The sequence below is a fragment of the Paenibacillus sp. PDC88 genome (genome assembly GCF_900106725.1).
GTDB lineage: Bacteria > Bacillota > Bacilli > Paenibacillales > Paenibacillaceae > Paenibacillus > Paenibacillus shunpengii.
The window spans coordinates 323,474-343,207 of sequence record NZ_FNNT01000001.1 but is presented as its reverse complement, the minus strand read 5'-3'; the positions used below and the strand labels follow the sequence as shown (position 1 = coordinate 343,207).

Here is a 19,734-nt window from a genome sequence, read left to right as displayed (position 1 = left end):
TTCTTTGATTATTTGCTCTGCGGTATCCCTTTCCTCGATGTTATTCCAAAGAATATGCTTTAAAATCAACATATCCTTTTCTTCAACCGTGTTTCTCCCCTCCAAAAACGCTTTTGCTTTAAGTGCGTTAATGGAGTTTTTAACACGCCTTGCAGATGGTTGAATTCCCTCATCTTCAAGAGCTTGGCAAAGATCAGCTATACCTTCATATATGTTGTCAGGTACATTGGTCATATCTGCATAAAATTGCAAATCAGTTAGTTCGTTTATGGTTAAAGAAGGCATTGTTATGTTCTGTCCTTCATTTTTTAACATAGAAATGAAGTTGTTCCTATCTCTAATTGGCTTGACTTCATATCTTAACAGTAACCTGTCAAATAACGCTTCAAGTCCTTCATCTTCTTCTGGATATTCATTTGAAGCACCAATAAGGGAGATTAAAGGGGTTTTAATTGGTGTGCCATTATTATAAAATAGCCTTTCATTGATTAGTGTTAGAAGGCTGTTCAGAATCGCTGAATTACTCTTGAAGATTTCATCCAAAAACACAAAATGTGCTTCTGGTAATTTTCCACTTGTGTTTCTCTTATGAATCCCTTGTTCGAGTTCTTTTAAACTTAATGCTCCGAACAGTTCTTCGGGAGTGGTGTACTTGGTAAGCAACCACTGAAAATAATTGCTTCCATCAATGATTTTTGCAAGTTCCATTGATAGAAGCGATTTACCCGTGCCCGGCTCTCCAATCAAAAGGACATGCTGGCGAGAAAGCAGAGCAATAAGCATCCCTTCAATTTCTTCTTCTCTTTCAAAATACTTTTTGTTCAAAGCTTCTCTGATTTTAACTAACTTATCAGTCATTTAATTATTCTCCTTTCTAATTTGAGTTTCCAACAGTTCTAATTCACGTTCTTTAATTTTTAATTCTCGCTCTTTCAGATCGTTTGAACGACTTAATTCAGAAGCAATTTCATTGAGCTTTCTTACCATTTCTGGAATATCACGCTCATAAAATTTTTGCCCCATATGAGTTTGAAAAAATTGAACCATATAAACCTTCTCCTTTTTTGTTTTTTTAATAGATAAAGAGGACAACCGAGTGGATTGTCCTCTTTGCCCTCTATATTTTCTTTCCAACATCAATATGGCTATTGTATTCCCATGCTGGAATATAAATCTCCATATCCACATTGATGTCGTTTTTCAAGTTTAGATAACTTATAATTTCGTGAGGGGAATCATCAAAAATGATCCATTCATATTCACGAATTGCTTTATCCGAAAAGACTTTCCTAATCACTTCACCCTTCGGCACTCCGTCTGTAAAGTAAAACGGAAAAGTGAAGGGTGTGTGTTCATTAATCCATTGTCTTGTAATTTCAGAAGATATGTGTTTTTTATTTGGTCGGGAAGTAAGGAACATACACATATCTTTTTTGTCGTCTATTATTCCTTCGATGTTTTCAATGACTGATTTCATAGGTTCTGCATTTTTAAAAATAGAACCGTCATCAAACAAACGTGAAGGAACAGGTGATGGATATATGTCGGTTCTGTATCCTTTATCTTTAAGTGCTTTGTTAACATTGGCAATGCAATTGTCTATATCAACAATCACTATTCTTGACATATATTTTTCCCCTTTCTACCAACTACTTTTGTAAAAGATGATATACTCTCGTTTCGTTTTTAAATCCGCCAACGTGATCAAAAGAAATAAAACAGCCTGAGTCCTTATGTAATTTTAGGTCTCAGGCTGTTAATGTCTGTCTGCGTGACAGGGCTTATTTTCGAACTAAGATAAAGCAGGTCACGAGTTTGCAGTCATTGGATGTTCTGTTTTTTCATTTTATGTCATTTGGTCAATTCTTACATTTTCAGGGCTTGTTTTACGGTTTCCTTCAGAGGGGTCAAGGATCCGATCAGTTTTTGCAGATCATCTGATGTTTTGGACGCTTCTCCTTTGGAAATCGCGTCATAGATCGCTGCCGTAATTTCAGCAAACGGCTCAGGGACACCAGCGTTTACGAGGAAATTTTTCTCTTCTTCGAATGAGACAGGCTGATGCACGACTTTTTTGCCGGAAACCTCGGAGAGAATTTGGGCAAGTTCATCAAAGGTCCACGGTTGATTGGAAACAAGGTTATACGTTTTGTTTTCATGCCCTTCCTCTGTAAGAACCGTTGCGGCAGCCAAAGCAAGTTCATTGCGTGTTACTGAATTAACGATCCCGCTTCCCGCATTCGTAACAATTGCTCCAGACTCTATGGATGCGCGCAGCCCCTCATTTACAAAAAAGTCCGTATATAAGGCATTACGCAGGAAAGTATACGGGATATTGGTCGTACGGATGGCATATTCCGTTGCTAAATGTACGTGTGCAAGGGGAATTATTGATTCCTCAGCAAAGGCATATCCTGTGTAAGCAATATGTTTGACTCCCGCATCTCTGGCAGCTTTTACGACATTTGCATGTTGAACGATAAGAAGCGTATTATCATAATGCGGACCTGAGATAAAGAGCAGCTTGGAGACACCTGCAAAAGCCTTTTGAAGAGATTCCGGTTGATTATAGTCGCCATGGCGAACTTCCACGCCTTGATCGGCAAGAGTAGAGGCTTTTTCAACATTACGCACGATGGCAATGATTTGACTGGCGGGAACTTTTTTGAGCAAATGTTGAATCACAAGCTCACCGAGTTGACCAGTAGCACCTGTAACCGCAATTGACATAATCATTTCTCCTTTTTTTCTAAAAATTTTTTGAATAAATAACATCATCTAGGTGGCGGAAGCCAAAAATAAACGAAGGCGGCCGCAATTGAAGACTGGATTGAGGAATGACTGTTTATTATGTATTTCGGCCATTCTTGCCCACCATTATAATTGCATCAGAAATGTAAATCAAATCTTATGCCTGTGCTGCTAAACAAGGTGAATGCCTCCTATCATTTTGTCGCGCCTATCATAGATAAGGCCGTGCAATCAAAATTTTTACAAGTCAACTCCTCTTTTTAGCTTTTTAATAGTTTGCCGCTGTTGTTCAACTCATGAAAAAGTTATTTTCTCTTTCCCTAAACTAGATAAACCTATGATGCTTCGTGTTTTTTATATATGATAGAGATTTTTTGTGTGAGCGTCAAGTACAATTGAACAAATTTCGCCAAATAATTTTGAGCACCTAGTCATTTCCAAATATGGTTTTCCTGTATTTCAAACGATAACTGTCACCGGTGAGATGAATCACCTCGCTTTTATGGAGTAGCCGGTCCAGAATGGCTGTGGTAATGGCCGGATCACCCAATAACTCTCCCCAATCTTCCGGTCCTTTGTTGGAGGTGATGATCACAGATGATTGGCCATAGAGTTTGTTGATGAGTTGAAAGAAAAGATTGGCTTCATGCCGGTTGATGGCCATAAACATCAAATCATCAATGATGACAAGATCTGACTGAGTGATTCTTTTCAATTTTGTTTGGGCGCTTCTTGTTACTTCTTGGGTACGCAGCAACTGGATTAAATGATCCATGGTCACAAAGCTGACTTTGTACCCTTGCTGAACGGCTTCTACTCCTAAGCCAATGGCCAGGTGAGTTTTACCCACCCCTGGCGGGCCCAATAAGATGAGGTTATAAACTTGTTCAATCCATAAGAGTTCACGCAACTGTTGAAATTGCTGCCGGCTTAGGGCAGGCTGGGCGCTAATGTCGAACTCATCGAGGGATTGGTGGACAGGAAAGTCTGCCCACTTGAGCCGTTTGGCCAATTGTTTTTCTTCCCGCTTGCGTATTTCGTATCCCAACAGTTTCGTCAGAAACTGTTGATAACTGAATCCATTTGTTTCGGCTTCCATCAGTTGTTCCTCAATCACTTCGGCGATGGAGGCCAATTTGAGTGTTTTCAAGCTGTGTTTCAATTGCACTAAGCTTTCTGACATAGGCTCTCTCCCTCCAGGATACGAATGTAAACTTGAGGATCTCGAATTTCTGCTTTCACTTGCGAGTGTGATTGATGTCCGAGCACGGTGGGTTTGATCTCAGGTTGATGTTCATGCTGGTGTGCTTGTTGTCTCTGTGCTTGTTGCATAAAATGTTGCACTGCATCGCTGAAGGCTGCTGCACTGTACAGTTGGTATGTCAGACAGTAGGCTAAAGCTTGTCCAATCACTCCAGAATGAGGGTTGGCTTTGTTCATGACTTCCTGTATCTTTTGCAATTGATCTCTCATATAACGCTGCTTCCGCTGATAGATTTCTTTCAAAAAGAGGGTGGCTTGATCCGGTTCTGGAAAACGCCCGGCCACTTGTTGCATTAACGCTTGAATCCCTTTGCTGCGGTCCCTTTTATGATTCGTATTTTGAATCAACTTGCCTTTTTCGTGGCAAATCGCGTGTTGGGCAAGTACCTCTCCTGTTTCCCAGTCGTAGATGGTCAGGGTATCGTCTTGAATCTTTAGTCCAACGCTTTTACCCTTGTCATCATAGGTCCCTAGAGGGACCGAATAGCGGTTCCCGGCATAAAGAATGGTATTGTCTTTTCGGACAACTCTTGTTATACTGGCCTTGGCTTCATTGAGATGATATTTTTCTTGGACCGGGCGAAGGTAAAGGCGTTCCTGTTGGAACACTTCGGCCGGTATTTTTTTGGTTGTCTGATGCACTTTGCCATTGCCTGTTCGCTCAAGCCAGGCCAGACAGTCTTCACTCCATTGGGCCAGATTGTAATAGGTCCGGTGACGGGCAAAGTTCTTTTTCACATAGCCAACAACGTTTTCCACTTTTCCTTTGCTTTCCGGGTCGCCTTTGCGGCACATGCGAACCTTAAATGCCCTGTGCTTCAGATAATTGGCAAATTCTTTTGTGTAAATAAGATCTCCACCATTTTCACTCACTAAGATGAGATGGTCTTGATCATAAACAATTTCTTGAGGAAGACCGCCGTAAAAGACGAAAGCTTGTTCATGAGCCTGAATGACATCTGCTGTTGTAAAGGGACGGTCCAGCCAATACACAAATTTGTAACGGGAATGGGATAATACGCAAGCCATAAACCACAGTTTCTGAGGTTGATGAAACGTATTTCTGACGGTGACCTGACCAAAGTCAACTTGCATTTGTTGTCCCATAGGCGGGTCTTCAACCGCTTCATATTGCCGGGTCACCTTTATTTTTGGAATACTATACTCCTTTCTCAGTTGACTAACATAGCACCTGACGGTACTTTCACCGACCGTAAGGTCAGGATATCTCTCCTTAATCCAATCATGGATCTGTGCACTTGAAATGTCGGGATACTGTTTCAACCAGGTGATGAGCTTCTCTTTGATACAGTCTAATTTCTTTTGTCTCACTTCCATGTGCTCCAACATATCTTCAAATTCTTCAGGTGTCATATTGATATATTTGTAAACTGTATTGCGGCTAATCCCCAATCGTCTGGCAATTTGCGATTTGTTAAGTCCCAGTTTCTTTAGCTGTTGAATCTCTAGGTACATGTTCCACCTTTCCATTTTATTCATATTTTCCTCTCCCAACTGTTTTGATGTTTCCAGTGATATGATACTGGGAGAGGAATGTTATGGTAAATAGTGTTCACTGTTATCCAGCGATTTTTGTTAATTCTAATTTAGCATTCACAATACATGGAGTTTAAACTATCAAACTCACATATTTTATTGTCCAATTCGATGAGTTGCTCAAAAGAATATCCTTTCACTTTTGGCATGGACTCCAAATACATGTCTAAACCCATTTTAAATCTCTCCCTTTTTGTTTATAATTACTAATTGGATTAGCAGAGCAAATTTCATAAACCATCATTTAAATGAGCTTTGATTTTTATTGCCGGGCTCAAACAGCGAGAAAAATCACAAAACCATGGATAAAAAGAGTCTTTTCGTTACAAATTGATGAACTTTAGCGTTTCTATCCGGGGCGAAAATGTGTTAACCTTAGGTATAAGATTTTTGTAAGCCCTCTCATTATTTTTGGCAAACGGTTTCATTTCAAAGTAGAGGAGATGCGATATATGCCTAAGACCCCCTTATTTATCGTAACAGGCGCAAGCTGTGTAGGAAAATCATCGGTTGTTCCTTATCTGCGAAGTTTACTTCCTGAGTTTGTAGTTCTTGACCTGCATCCGGAAGAGAGCTTGGATTCTTCTTTGTCATTAGGACCTGTCCTGCAAATGGCTCATCAAATTTCAATGAGTGATCGGGGCACGGTGATTGTAGGTACCTTGACCCCGGAGGATGTAATCGAGAGCGGATACAGAGAACTGTTCAGCCAGGTCTATTTTATGAATCTGCATTGCAGTGATGAAGTGAGAGACCATAGACTTAGGGATCGTGGAGCCACTCAAGAGATGATATGGAGCAACACTAGACTCGCACATCGGCTGCTGAGCAGTGATAGTTTCTCGTTCAGTCCTCCCATATCGACAATGGACACAACTGCTTACTCTCCCGAAGAAGCTGGTAAGCTGATTCGCAAGTGGGTAAGGAATTACTGGAGTTCACGTTATCCGTTAGAAATTCGCGCATACACTTAGTAAATGCTTGGATTAATCCAGCATATGAAGCAAACGGTAGCGCTCCGCTATCGTTTGTTTTTTTAGTATAGCAACACTATTGAAAAAGGCATATAATCTATAATAATGACAGCTTCTGTACAGCTTTAAATTCTGATTGTGAGGTTGATTATGTCAATGATTCTTGAGAGACTTGATTCAGAGAAAACACTCGAGCAATGGAAAAAAGCTTTTGAGCGCCACAAAATCGTACGTGCTGACTCATTCTATGAACAATGTCTGCATGAGAACAAAATCGGCCTTAGGGTCACACTTCTTGTGTACCTGGAAGAACAAATCCTTGCTGGGTGCGCACATTTGAAGTTTGAATCAGACTATTTGTATTTTAGAGCACAAGGTATACCAGAAATTAATGATGTGAACATTTTTCCTGAATTCCGGAGAAGAGGGATCGGTAATCAGCTGATCGAAGAATTTGAAAGTATAGCAGCCTATAACTCCTATGACAGTATTGGGATTGGCATGGGGCTTTATAAGGATTTTGGTGCTGCTCAGCGTATCTATTGCAAGAGAGGTTATATTCCAGATGGCAATGGTCTGATGAATCATAATCGGGAAGTAGCTCTAGGTGACCAGGTGGAGGTCAATGATGATTTACTGCTCTATTTCGTAAAAGAATTGGGTAATGCTGCTCCTAAATGATAGAAATGAATTACATACTTGTCAGGACCGTATTAGCAGTTTAGGCTACGGTCTTTTTTATTGTATCTGTAATCCGGAGGATTCGTTGCGAAATATATCACCAAATTCGTGTTCTGAGGAGGATGAAGATGTATTTAAAAAGAGTTCTCATGCTTCATGATAAAATCGAGAACAGAGAAGCGTATCCTTTTTCAATACCTTCCATTCATAGTATGGAGGAAATCCAATTTCGCAAGCCGGTTTCATTTTTTGTGGGTGAAAATGGTTCTGGCAAATCAACGCTGCTTGAAGCCATTGCTTATCAATGTGGATTTCATACAGCTGGCGGAGGGAGAAATAATCTGTATGATGTAGAAGCCTCGGAATCTGCCTTAGGAGACTACATTAGACTGTCATGGATGCCCAAAATTACGAAGGGATTCTTCCTGCGGGCAGAGTCCTTCTATCAATTCGCCTCCCACATCGATTCTGATCCTGAGCACTTGCCATATTATGGAGGCAAATCACTGCATCATCAGTCTCATGGGGAATCCTTCCTCAGCTTATTTGTTCATCGGTTCGGAAGCCAAAGGGCAATATATTTGCTGGATGAGCCCGAGGCTGCTTTGTCACCAACGAGACAGCTGTCACTGCTTAGAGTGATCTATGACTTAAGAGAGCATGCTCAGTTCATCATCGCAACGCATTCACCGATATTGCTGGGATATCCAGATGCGGATATTTTCAGCTTTGATCAAACGCCGATCCGTCCGATTGCATATGAAGATACGGAGCATTATCAAGTGACAAGAAGATTTTTGGAGAATAAAAAACAGATATTGAATGAGTTGTTCAGTGATGATTAGAGGGGGGACTACATATGGAGAATATACAGATTAGAGAGGTACAGGTACAAGATGCAGAGCAGCTGCTCAGGTTGAACCTGGAGCTGGACCGGGAAACGAAGTTCATGCTGTATGAACCGGGGGAAAGACTTGCTACGATCGAGTCCCAGACGAAGCGAATTAAGGGGATGCTGGAATCAGGGCACTCTACATTGCTATTAGCTGTGAATGAAGAAGGCAGTGTGATCGGACAGCTTGGTATTATAGGTTCTGAGCTGCAGCGTAAGAAGCACGTCGTGTACATGGTCATTGGCATTTTACAGCAATACACCGGTCAAGGTGTCGGTACGAAGCTCTTTCACGCGATGGAGGAATGGTGCAGGCTGCGCAGGATTCACCGGATTGAGCTGACGGTGATGGCTCATAATGAAGCTGCGATTGCCTTGTACCACAAGATGGGGTTTGAAATGGAGGGCAAGAAACGTCATTCACTGCTCGTGGATGGACAGTATGCAGATGAATTGTATATGGCCAAAATGGTCTGACACTGGTAATCTATCATCTTCCAGATATGGAAGTTATAATAGAATGTACAGCCTCGGTATAAGAAAGAGGCAGTTCTACTTATTAATAGGAAAGGAAGTGGCTGATCAAATGAATAATAAAGAACGTTTCTCAGATCGGGTAGATTCTTATGTAAAATATCGTCCAAGCTATCCGGTGGAAGCCATCGATTATATGTACGGAACTATAGGGCTGAAGCCAGCAAGTACCATTGCCGATATCGGTGCGGGGACGGGGATTATGTCAGAGCTGCTGCTGGCCAGAGGGAGTACAGTGATTGCGGTCGAGCCAAACATGGAAATGCGGCTGGCAGCAGAATCAAGGCTGTCAGGCAACGCCCAATTCAGAGTACAGTCAAGCCCTGCGGAAGAGACGGGCTTACAAGCTCAGTCGGTTGATTATATCGTTTGCGCACAGTCATTTCATTGGTTTGATCAGCGCTTAGCAAAAGAGGAGTTTAAGCGTATTCTGAAGCCAGAAGGGAAGGTGATCCTGATATGGAATTCAAGACTTACCGAAGGTACGCCTTTCCTGGTCAAATATGATGAGCTGCTTCATACCTATGGAACGGATTACAATGAAGTAAAGCATACCAATATCACTTCGGATATGCTGCGTTCTTTTTTTAAGAATGGAGAGCTGCATGAGGTTGAATTTCCTAATCGGCAAATCTTTGACTATGAAGGGTTAAGCGGCAGATTACAATCTTCCTCCTACAGCCCACCGCCAGGCCACCCTAATTATGAGCCTATGATGAACGCGCTGCTGGAGCTGTTTGATTCCTATCAACAGGAAGGACAAGTGTATTTCGAATATACGACACAAATCTTCTGGGGAGAAGTATAGGGGGACATCCGTGCATGAAGCTATGCGAAAATAATGGAGTGAGCTTAAGAATGCTTGCTTCTGAAGACAAGGATTTGCTCCTCAAATGGCTGTCCGATCCCGTTGTCCTTGAGTACTATGAGGGAAGAGATCATGTACATGATGAACTTCAAGTTCAGCAGCATTTCTATGTGAATAGAGATGGGATTGAAGGCTGTATCATTCAATATGCCAATATAGATATCGGATATCTACAGTTTTATGAGATTGATCAGACAGAACGAGAAGAGTATGGCTATACTTCAGTGAAAGATAAGATATATGGGATGGATCAATTTATTGGAGAGCCTGAATTTTGGAACCAGGGAATTGGCACCCAGGTAATTAAGATGACGGTTCAGTATTTAACGGACAAGCTGGATGCAGAACGGATCGTTATGGATCCTCAAGCCTGGAATACGAGAGCATTAAGAGTCTATGAGAAATGCGGCTTTCGTCAAGTAAAGCTTCTTCCAAATCACGAATGGCACGAAGGTTCCTACAGGGACTGCTGGCTTATTGAATACACAAGTTAATGACTTGAGCAGAAACACCTTTTTGTGGGGAGGGCAATCTTATGGACAATGGTTATTACATCGGATGGGGAACGCTCGCCCTCATTAATGCAGGTTTGGCACAAGGCAAGAATCGAAGTGGTTTGAATTGGTTCTTGCTCTCATTGTTACTAGGACCGCTTGCGACGCTGATTATTGTAGCATGGAGTAAGAATTAAGACATTGTTATACGATATATTCTATAGATCAGGGGGAATCATATCAGTGAGTACAGGTAGAACGATATTATATATGGTAAGGCACGCGGAATCCCCGTTTAAATTTGGAGAAGAGCGTACAAGAGGCTTGTCTGACAAAGGAGCGGCACATGCACAGGAGCTTGCTCATATATTTGCTTCCATACCGGTGCACCTGATTATATCCAGTCCATACGTTCGTGCCGTTGAGACGGTTAATCCTATTGCGAAATCCAAGGGTTTAGAGGTTGTACTCCATGAGGAACTTAAGGAAAGAATGATAGAAGGACCTCATCATAGATCAGACTGGGAAGTGCTGGAGAGAGCGATTCAAGCTTCGTTTGAAGATCCGGATTATGCGCTGGAAGGCGGAGAATCGACAAGGCAAACACAGCAGCGTGCTATTCCCATCATTGAACAAATTCTAGCAGACTATGCGGAGAAGAGTATTATTCTCGGTACACATGGCAATATCATGGTGGCTATTATGAATTATTACGATTCACAGTATGGCTATGATTTCTGGGCAGGAACCACGAAGCCTGACATCTATCGGTTAGAATTTGAAGGCAATCGGCTTGTTCAGGTAGAGTGCTTGTGGGAGAAAGTAACAGGATGATACGAGACAAGTGGTCAGAGGGAGAGCGAGGGATTGCAGTACCTTTGATGTAATACATATTATTTCTGACTGAATACGTACTAAGGAGAGTTCTGAAGTGAATTCAATCGTTTCCTATTGTTTGGCCAAAAAGGCTGCCAAGGAGGACTATCCGTTCGGGGCGGATACCCTTGTAGCCAAAATTGAGGGGAAAATGTTTGCCTTGATTTCCCTGAATAAGGATAAGGAACCGCTCAGCATATCGCTCAAATGCGATCCGCTCATAGCCGTGAATCTGCGTGAACAGCATCAGGCGGTCGTGCCGGGTTATCATCTTAACAAAAAGCACTGGAACACGGTATACCTGGACCAAGACCTTGGAGCAGAGGATATTCTGCCGATGATCGATCATGCCTACGACTTGGTATTTAAGAGCTTGACGAAGAAGCAGCGTGAAGCAATTCAATATCGTTTGGGTAAGTAATATTTATAGATTAGACTAGTGATCTGGCTCTGGCGGGAGTTCTTGCATGAAGGCAAGCCTGCATAGAGCCTTTTTTACTGTTAAACATCATAATCTGACGCAATGTGAATGTTTTTGATTGAAAATGATTGTTTTTATCTAGATATGTGGTACTATAGAATCAGTCAGGAGGAAGAATAGATGCTGACAGAAGAACGATATCGGATGATTTTAGAACGCTTACAGCAGCGTGGAGTGGTTAAACTTCAGGAGCTGGTTGAATTACTCCAGGCTTCTGAATCCACGATTCGAAGAGACTTGGTGGATTTAGAGGCGAAGAACCTGCTCAAAAGAGTCCATGGAGGGGCTTCACTTGTAAGTCATAAGAGTACCGAGCTTGGCATGGATGAGAAAACGTTCAAAAACGTTCAAGAAAAGACCGCAGCAGCGATCTTGGCGGCCAAACAGCTCCATGATGGTGAATGTATTTATCTGGATGCGGGCACGACCACGCTTGCCATGATTCCTTATATTGAAGCACAGGAAATTACCGTTGTTACCAACGGACTCTCCCACGTAGAAGCGCTGGTAAGTAAAAAGATACGCAGCTATTTGCTCGGTGGCATGATGAAACCGCATACGAAGGCGGTCATTGGCAGTATAGCACTTCAAAATATGGATAACTTCCGCTTCGACAAGAGCTTCTTGGGTACCAATGGATTGGATATGGCGATGGGCTATACGACTCCGGATCCGGAAGAGGCATTAATTAAACGCAGGGCCCATCAGTTATCCGGACAGACCTATGTGCTTGCAGATTCAAGCAAGTTTGGGGAAATCGCTTTTGCCAAGCTGTTTAATCTGGAAGAAGCGACGTTAATAACAGACAGGGTTCCGGGCGAATATAGGAAATGGCTTGGACCGAAATTTAAAGCAATTGAGGGATTAAAATGATATATACGGTAACACTCAATCCATCCATCGATTACATCGTGGAAGTTGAACAGCTGGAGCTTGGCAGCTTGAACCGAATGAAGCGGGATCTTAAGCTCCCCGGTGGTAAAGGAATCAATGTATCCAGGGTGCTTGAGCAGCTGAATGCAGAACATGCAGCACTCGGTTTTATTGGTGGATTTACTGGGAATTTTATTGACGCGTATCTGAACAAGGAAGGAATTAGGTCAGATTTTGTTTTCATTCAGGATGATACACGAATTAACGTCAAATTGAAGCATGACCAGGAGACCGAGATCAATGGTCTTGGTCCAGTAGTCACAGAGGAAGAGGCAGTGGCTCTGCTTCAGAAGCTGAATCAGCTTGCAGAAGGAGACATTCTCGTGCTGTCAGGCAGTATTCCGCCTTCACTTGGCGGTGACTTCTATCTTCGATTAATCCAAGCCTGCCAGAAGGCAGGGGCAGAATTTGTTATCGATACGACAGGTGAGGCCTTGCTCGAAGCCTTGTACTATAAACCGCTGCTGGTGAAACCGAATCATCACGAATTAGCTGAGTTGTTTGGTGTTACGATCGAGTCTCAGGACGATCTCATTACCTATGGCAGGAAGCTTCTGGATGAAGGCGCACAGCACGTCATTATTTCTATGGCTGGTGAAGGAGCCTTGATGATTACAAGTGAGGCCGTTTATCACGCCACGGTTCCTGCGGGAACCGTAAGAAATTCAGTCGGTGCCGGAGATTCGATGATTGCTGGCTTTGTAGGAACGCTTACTCAAACAAAAGACCCGTTAGAGGCATTTCGTGCAGGTGTAGCTTCAGGCAGTGCAACGGCATTTTCAGACGATCTTGCTCAGCGAAAAGAAATTGATAAATTGATTCCTGAAGTCCAAATCACCAAGTTATAAATACAAAAGTAACACCTAATAGGCGTGTAAACGCACGCCTGATTATTCAGGGGAGTTGTTAGACATGAGAATTACGGATTTGATGATTGAAGAAACGATGATCATGAATTTGAAATCCACTTCGAAGGATGGCGCGATCGATGAATTGATAGCTAGTCTCGCTAGCAGTGGGCGTATCAATGATCCTGTCCTATTCAAAGAGATGATATATAAACGTGAGGCAGAATCCAGCACAGGAATCGGCGGAGGGATCGCGATGCCTCATGCGAAGACCGCAGCAGTGAACGAGCCAACCGTCGTATTTGCAAAAAGCGAAGCCGGTGTCGATTTTGAATCTTTGGACGGTGAACCTGCTCATGTGTTCTTCATGATTGCGGCACCGGAAGGAGCGGGAAGTACACATCTTCGTACACTCGCTGCCCTTTCCCGGCTATTGATTGATAACGTTTTCATTGAACGATTGCTGCAAACAAAGACGCCGAATGAGGTGACCGCCCTATTCAATGAGAAGCAGGCGGAGGAAGGGGAAGGTGCAGAGAAGTCCGAGCTTAAGACGAACTCGGCGGACTCATCGACAAATGAGACTCTGAAATCAGTAGACCAAGCTGAAGAAATACCGTTTGTTGTTGCGGTAACCGCTTGTCCTACGGGAATTGCCCACACCTTTATGGCTGAAGACGCACTCAAGAAGAAGGCTCAAGAGATGGGCGTTCATATTCGAGTGGAAACCAACGGCTCTGAAGGAGCGAACAATGTCTTGACCGAAGATGAAATCCGCCGGGCGAAGGGGGTTATCGTGGCGGCAGATAAAAATGTCGAGATGGCCCGGTTTGCGGGTAAGCCTGTATTGCAGCGTCCTGTCAGCGATGGTATTCGTAAGTCAGAAGAGCTGATATCCAAAGCCGTAAAAGGAGATGCCCCGATCTATCAGGCAGAAGGTGGAGCGGCTTCACCAGCTGCGGATGAGAAGAAAAGTGTCGGCAGTACCTTGTATAAGAACTTAATGAATGGTATATCTCATATGCTTCCGTTTGTTGTCGGCGGAGGGATTCTGCTCGCGATTTCGTTCCTCATTGAACAAGTCGGAGGAGAGGATCATCCGATCTTCCAACTTCTGCAGACGATCGGCGGTGGTGATGGAGCGTTTCATTTTCTGATTCCTATTTTGGCGGGATTCATTGCAATGAGTATTGCTGATCGTCCGGCACTTATGCCTGGTATGGTGGGTGGTTTGATGGCTGTTAATGCCAATGCCGGATTTCTCGGCGGACTTGCAGCCGGTTTCCTGGCAGGATACGTTGTCATTGGACTTCGCCGGGTATTTAAGCATTTGCCCAAAGCCATTGATGGATTAAAAGCCATTCTGCTATATCCAGTGTTCGGGCTGCTGATTACCGGATCACTGATGTTCTATATTTTGTCGCCGATCTTCAGCTGGATTAATACCGGTTTAATTGATGTACTTAACAATCTGGGTACAGGGAATATGGTGCTGCTCGGAATCATTCTCGGCGGTATGATGTCAATTGATATGGGCGGACCGTTTAACAAGGCTGCATACACGTTTGCGATTGGCGTGTTTACGTCAAGCGGAAATGAGAATGGGCTGATGATGGCAGCTGTCATGGCGGGGGGGATGGTTCCTCCATTGGCTATAGCATTAGCAACAACCTTCTTTAAGAATAAGTTTACGGAAGAGGAACGCAAATCCGGTATTACGAATTATGTACTGGGCTTGTCCTTTATTACAGAGGGTGGCATTCCATTCGCAGCGGCTGATCCGCTTCGGGTATTGACCTCGTGTATCGTTGGATCGGCTGTCGCCGGAGGATTGACTCAGTTGTGGGCGATAAACCTGCCGGCTCCCCATGGAGGGATCTTCGTCGCTGCACTTGCGAGCAATGCATTGATGTTCTTGCTGGCGGTTGTAATTGGTGCCGTTCTTTCCGGATTCATATTGGGATTATGGAAGAAACCTTTGAAAGTATAATAAAATAAAAAGCTTGAAAAGCCGTCTCTGAACAAAAAGTGCAGAGACGGCTTTTTTATTATCGCAATTATGTTCAATTTTGAACATAATTATAGTTTCAATGAGATTTGAAACATTTTTTGTTTAAATATACACATTTCTATGTACAAAATTTATTCAATTATGTAGAATGATAGAAGATATAACCATTATATGGATGGATTGGAGGTGTGAGATGGAAATCGTGCTTAAGAATTTTTTTCAGGCCTTAGCCAAGAATCCGACGGCTAATCAGATGGCGAAGAAGTATGGTTTAAGATTTGGAGCGAGCCGGTTTGTTGCGGGAATAACCATTCATGACGCAGTTCAGTCTGTAAGAAGCTTGAATCGTGATGGACGCGTTGCTACGTTGGATCATTTAGGAGAATTCATATCGACGAGAGAAGAAGCGCTTGAATCCGCCAAGATGTGTATAGAGACTCTGGAAGCCATTGCAGACAGTGGAATTAAGTCCAATTTGTCTTTGAAAATGACCTCACTCGGACTTGATATTGACAAGCAGCTATGTATGGATAACATGATTCAAATTCTGGAATGTGCACAGCGTTATGGCAATTTTGTACGGATCGACATGGAGGATTATGCACACTGCGAGGTATCTATCGACATCTACCGAGAGCTCCGAAAGAAATTTGATAATGTAGGAATTGTACTCCAGGCTTATTTGTATCGAACGGAACAAGATGTGGAGGATCTCAATCAATATAATGCTAATCTAAGGCTGGTGAAGGGGGCCTACAAAGAGTCGCCCAAGGTAGCTTATCCTAACAAGAAGGATGTCGACGACAACTATAAGAGGCTTATTTCCCAGCATCTTGCGAATGGAAATTATACTGCTGTTGCGACTCATGATGAGGCCATTATTCAGTATGTGAAAGACGAAGCGGCACAGAAGGGTTATGCTCTTGATCAATTTGAATTTCAGATGTTATACGGGATTGCGGAAGACTTGCAGAAGCGTTTGGTTAAGGAAGGATATAAGGTTCGTGTTTATGTACCTTACGGACAAGACTGGTTTGGCTACAATATGAGAAGATTGGCAGAGCGGCCGGCAAATGTGTGGTTTGTGCTCAAAAATTTATTGAAGTAAATCAATTTCATAGTATTTGGAACTGGAACGCTTCAATGAAGAGCTGTAGATCAAAAACGGTTTATTATGAATGAAGTGAAATCATTCAGGGCAACCCGGAGAATAATAACATCGGATTGCCCCAAATGCTCATCTTTTAATCTAAATTGTGTTTCTTCACTTTGTTGTATAAAGTTCCTCGTGATATACCCAGCAATTTTGCAGCAACACTCTTATTACCGGAGGCTTTCTGTAGAGCTTCTTCAATCAGTGCTTTCTCTTCTGACTCAGACACTTTTGCTTTCAGACGGTTGTCATAATGAATATGTTCTGACAGAATTTGCTCCCCATCATTTATAGCTCCGAATTGTTCCATAAACGAATCGGGGAGATGCTCCAGCTTGATATGATCACCTTCACCAAGAATAACACAACGCTCAAGAACGGCCCTAAGTTCTGCAATATTTCCAGGCCACTCGTAGTTAGAAAAAGCCAATAGCACCTCTGGTGTAAGTACAGGAATCGGCTTTTGATACTGTGCTGAAAATTCGCGTAAGTACATTGTACTCAAAATTGAAATATCCTCGATTCTGTCACGCAGAGGAGGAACGGAGATTGCGACAATACTGAGCGCGTAATATAGCTCGGAGCTGAAATGCTGGCTCGCAGCAAGTTCCTCCAGATTATGCTTTGATGCACCAATAATACGCGTGTTCAGCGGAATCTCGGTATGTCCTCCGTAACGTCGGAAGGAATGGTTTTTTAAGGCGTGATACAGTTTATCCTGGACATCCATCGGAAGCTTGTCAATCTCATTTAAGAGCAGCGTTCCTTTATTAGCTAGCTCCAGCTTGCCAGGATCATAGTGGTTATTGCCGGAAAACGTACCGCCTTCAAATCCAAACAGTTCACTCTCCAGCATGCCGACAGGTACTGCACCGCAATTAACGGACAAGAATGGATGTTCAGCACGTGAGCTTGCCAGATGGATGACTTTTGCCAGCTGTTCCTTCCCGACACCCGACTCCCCATACAGAATGACAGGTGTATCGGATTCAGCCATCTTTTTCCCAATTCGGACAACTTTGTTAATGCTATGGCTCTGACCATCGATATGACTGAAGGGATCGTCTTTGCGAGGAAGCGTATCTAATATGCTCGCCTGAGCGGACGTGAGCTCTTCATTCAGCCTAACTAGATGAGTAATGTCCTGTTCAGAAGCGAGACCGCCAATAATATGACCTTTATAATCCTTAACAGGTGAGGCATTGATAAGGACGTGGGTTCCTTCACGAGATTTGTGGTACATGTTGCGTATGATGCGGCCTTCGTCAATGCTCCGCAGCAGCATTAAAGAGTCGGGATCAAAGTGTTCTCCAATCGTTCTACCCATTATTCGCTCGAATGGAATATCGTAAATATTCACAGCTGCCTCATTCCAGCAAATTACAGTCCCTTTCCTGTCAACAGCTGTAACAGCATCGGTTACTGTATTTAATAAAGTGTTTAAATACGCTTCCGCTTTGTTCTTTTGTACAGCTATTTGCTTTAATAAGTTAAAGGGGGAAAGGAAGCCGGTGATCTGATTTGTATGCACAAATAGGATGGGCCGATTATGATCATCAGGCAGCTCAGATATCCATTCTCCTCTGGAGAAATGTGGATTGTCTATGTTCATGACTGGGGACGGGGGCCATTCAGATAGTAAATCCTGAAGAAGTCCTTCCTTAACTAAAAAACGATTTATATCACTTGGAGTAAACAAATAATGATGGTCATTCCATTCAATATGAACTGCTTTGGAATTCTTAAGATACTGGATCAGTTGGCTGACGTTTTGATCAAAACTCATTGCAACATAATTGGTATTTATATCAATCTGTTCATTATTGAACATAATAACCTCTCGCTTTGTGTAATTTAGTATAAATTTTACATGGGAATCACTTATATTTCAACCTGATATTAGAATAAAGGATGTTCAAGATGAAACTATGTCCAGAGTTAGACATATTGCTGTTCAATTAATTGAAAATGGGGGAATATCTCAATGGCGAATGTACAAACACAGCCTATAGGAACCAATCCGGCAATGGGCAAAAAAACATCGGTCAGAGCATTAATTGCAAGCTTGATTGGCAGCTCTATAGAATGGTTCGACTATTTTTTGTATGGAACGGCCGCTTCACTTGTTTTTAACCAGTTATTCTTCCCAGCCGACGATGCGGTGGTCAGCCTGCTATTGTCGTATCTTACCTTTGCGCTTCCATTCTTTATTCGGCCGCTCGGTGGCATCATATTCAGTCATATCGGGGACAAGGTAGGGAGAAAAAAGACATTAGTCATGACACTCTCTTTAATGGGAGGATCTACAGTTCTGATTGGCTGTTTGCCTGATTATAATGCGATTGGCGTATGGGCACCCATTCTCTTGATTTTGATGCGGTGTATCCAGGGACTTGGCATCGGCGGAGAGTGGGGCGGAGCCCTTTTGCTGGCTGTTGAATACTCTGGTAAAAACAATCGCGGCTTCTACGGCAGTATTCCTCAAATGGGTGTAACAATTGGAATGGTGATGGGGACATTGGCATTGTCCTTGATGAGTCTGCTTCCGGATGATGCCTTTATGTCCTGGGGCTGGAGAGTTCCCTTTATTATGAGTGCAGTGCTTGTCTTCATCGGTCTATGGATCCGTAATGGTCTGGATGAGACTCCTGCATTTAAAGAATCGCAAAAATCAGGTGAAACCTCCCGCGTACCTCTTTTTGATACGCTCCGTTACCACTGGAAATCAGTTCTTATTGCTGTTGGTGCCAAAGTAGTTGAGACAGGTCCATTCTATATCTTCGGGACCTTCGTTGTTGCCTATTGTACAACATATCTAGGCTATGAACGTTCACCCGTGCTCAATGCCGTATTGCTTGCAGCACTTCTGGCAACCGCCTTAATCCCGCTTGCAGGCAAGCTGTCTGACAAAGTAGGCAGAAAACCGCTGTTTGTCGGTGGTACAATTGCAATTATTCTCTATGCATTCCCATACTTCTATCTGTTGTCTCAAGGTTCCATAGTTCTCATGATCCTGGCTACGATTCTGGGTCTTGGAGTTGTTTGGGTTCCGGTTACAGCCGTGCTGGGAACGATGTTCTCTGAAATATTCAGTACTAAGGTACGTTATACAGGTGTCAGTCTCGGATATCAGATTGGTGCAGCTGTTGCTGGTGGAACCGCTCCTCTTATTGCTACATGGCTGCTAAGTGAATTCAACAATTCTTGGGTGCCTGTAGCGCTGTATATCATTCTGACAGGTGTAATTTCACTGATTGCTGTAAGTGCAACTCGTGAGAAGAAGAACACAGAGCTGGATATTTAATAGGTGATTCTATAGGTTGTCTAAATTTGTACACATTAAACAATAATGTTATTTAATATGTACAAATTATAAGCCCAAGTGTATAATCCACATGTATACAGTGTTAATAAATAA

At 42.9% G+C, this 19,734-nt stretch carries 20 protein-coding genes and 1 pseudogene; 14 read left to right on the top strand and 7 right to left on the bottom strand.

The window, feature by feature from the left end; translation table 11 throughout:
• Positions 1-18: 18 nt before the first annotated feature.
• The 6 genes and pseudogenes from BLW49_RS01430 to istA form a co-directional block, all read right to left on the bottom strand.
• Positions 19-858: pseudogene (locus BLW49_RS01430) on the bottom strand (AAA family ATPase); the annotation flags it as partial.
• Entirely contained in the window at positions 859-1,047 is a 189-nt protein-coding gene (locus BLW49_RS01425; protein ID WP_003750115.1) for a hypothetical protein, read from the bottom strand.
• Between the two features lie 70 nt (positions 1,048-1,117).
• A complete protein-coding gene (locus BLW49_RS01420) occupies positions 1,118-1,627 on the bottom strand; it encodes a hypothetical protein (protein ID WP_003725286.1) in 510 nt (169 codons plus the stop codon).
• Between the two features lie 239 nt (positions 1,628-1,866).
• A complete protein-coding gene (locus tag BLW49_RS01415) occupies positions 1,867-2,730 on the bottom strand; it encodes an SDR family oxidoreductase (RefSeq protein ID WP_090722827.1) in 864 nt (287 codons plus the stop codon).
• Positions 2,731-3,178: 448 nt separating this feature from the next.
• Positions 3,179-3,934, bottom strand: coding sequence for an IS21-like element helper ATPase IstB (gene istB, locus BLW49_RS01410; RefSeq protein ID WP_036174224.1), 756 nt, complete (start codon positions 3,932-3,934; stop codon positions 3,179-3,181).
• On the bottom strand, positions 3,919-5,514 hold the full coding sequence (gene istA, locus BLW49_RS01405) for an IS21 family transposase (protein WP_036174221.1): 1,596 nt from the start codon (positions 5,512-5,514) through the stop codon (positions 3,919-3,921). The genes istB and istA overlap by 16 nt, the downstream gene beginning before the upstream one ends.
• 509 nt (positions 5,515-6,023) lie before the next feature.
• Between istA and BLW49_RS01400 the strand changes: the two genes are divergently transcribed.
• The 13 genes from BLW49_RS01400 (at position 6,024) to BLW49_RS01345 (ending at position 16,271) form a co-directional block, all read left to right on the top strand.
• The gene (locus BLW49_RS01400) at positions 6,024-6,545 is read left to right on the top strand and encodes a DEAD/DEAH box helicase family protein (protein ID WP_090722820.1); all 522 of its coding nucleotides are present in this window, start codon (positions 6,024-6,026) and stop codon (positions 6,543-6,545) included.
• 150 nt (positions 6,546-6,695) lie between these two features.
• Positions 6,696-7,226, top strand: coding sequence for a GNAT family N-acetyltransferase (locus BLW49_RS01395; protein ID WP_090722818.1), 531 nt, complete (start codon positions 6,696-6,698; stop codon positions 7,224-7,226).
• A gap of 128 nt (positions 7,227-7,354) precedes the next feature.
• On the top strand, positions 7,355-8,071 hold the full coding sequence (locus BLW49_RS01390; RefSeq protein ID WP_090722815.1) for an AAA family ATPase: 717 nt from the start codon (positions 7,355-7,357) through the stop codon (positions 8,069-8,071).
• A 14-nt stretch (positions 8,072-8,085) separates the two neighbouring features.
• Entirely contained in the window at positions 8,086-8,595 is a 510-nt protein-coding gene (locus BLW49_RS01385; protein ID WP_090722813.1) for a GNAT family N-acetyltransferase, read from the top strand.
• 109 nt (positions 8,596-8,704) lie between these two features.
• Complete coding sequence (locus BLW49_RS01380) at positions 8,705-9,460, top strand: class I SAM-dependent methyltransferase (RefSeq protein ID WP_090722810.1); 756 nt, start codon at positions 8,705-8,707, stop codon at positions 9,458-9,460.
• 14 nt (positions 9,461-9,474) lie between these two features.
• A complete protein-coding gene (locus BLW49_RS01375) occupies positions 9,475-10,014 on the top strand; it encodes a GNAT family N-acetyltransferase (RefSeq protein ID WP_090722809.1) in 540 nt (179 codons plus the stop codon).
• A 41-nt stretch (positions 10,015-10,055) separates the two neighbouring features.
• Positions 10,056-10,211, top strand: coding sequence for a hypothetical protein (locus BLW49_RS28650; protein WP_177178613.1), 156 nt, complete (start codon positions 10,056-10,058; stop codon positions 10,209-10,211).
• Positions 10,212-10,257: 46 nt separating this feature from the next.
• On the top strand, positions 10,258-10,848 hold the full coding sequence (locus tag BLW49_RS01370; RefSeq protein ID WP_256209532.1) for a histidine phosphatase family protein: 591 nt from the start codon (positions 10,258-10,260) through the stop codon (positions 10,846-10,848).
• A gap of 97 nt (positions 10,849-10,945) precedes the next feature.
• A complete protein-coding gene (locus BLW49_RS01365; RefSeq protein WP_090722806.1) occupies positions 10,946-11,311 on the top strand; it encodes an MmcQ/YjbR family DNA-binding protein in 366 nt (121 codons plus the stop codon).
• A gap of 180 nt (positions 11,312-11,491) precedes the next feature.
• Positions 11,492-12,244, top strand: a complete 753-nt coding sequence (locus BLW49_RS01360; RefSeq protein ID WP_090722804.1) for a DeoR/GlpR family DNA-binding transcription regulator — start codon at positions 11,492-11,494, stop codon at positions 12,242-12,244.
• Positions 12,241-13,152: a 1-phosphofructokinase gene (gene pfkB, locus BLW49_RS01355; protein WP_090722801.1), complete on the top strand. Its 912-nt coding sequence runs from the start codon at positions 12,241-12,243 to the stop codon at positions 13,150-13,152. The genes BLW49_RS01360 and pfkB overlap by 4 nt, the downstream gene beginning before the upstream one ends.
• 64 nt (positions 13,153-13,216) lie before the next feature.
• Entirely contained in the window at positions 13,217-15,142 is a 1,926-nt protein-coding gene (locus BLW49_RS01350; protein WP_090722793.1) for a PTS fructose transporter subunit IIABC, read from the top strand.
• 214 nt (positions 15,143-15,356) lie between these two features.
• Positions 15,357-16,271, top strand: coding sequence for a proline dehydrogenase family protein (locus BLW49_RS01345; protein ID WP_090722790.1), 915 nt, complete (start codon positions 15,357-15,359; stop codon positions 16,269-16,271).
• 136 nt (positions 16,272-16,407) lie between these two features.
• On the opposite strand, the gene BLW49_RS01340 is transcribed toward BLW49_RS01345, so the two are convergent.
• The gene (locus BLW49_RS01340; protein ID WP_090722787.1) at positions 16,408-18,147 is read right to left on the bottom strand and encodes a sigma-54 interaction domain-containing protein; all 1,740 of its coding nucleotides are present in this window, start codon (positions 18,145-18,147) and stop codon (positions 16,408-16,410) included.
• 195 nt (positions 18,148-18,342) lie between these two features.
• On the opposite strand from BLW49_RS01340, the gene BLW49_RS01335 reads away from it, so the two are divergent.
• Positions 18,343-19,620, top strand: a complete 1,278-nt coding sequence (locus tag BLW49_RS01335) for an MFS transporter (RefSeq protein ID WP_256209620.1) — start codon at positions 18,343-18,345, stop codon at positions 19,618-19,620.
• The last annotated feature ends 114 nt before the right edge of the window (positions 19,621-19,734 follow it).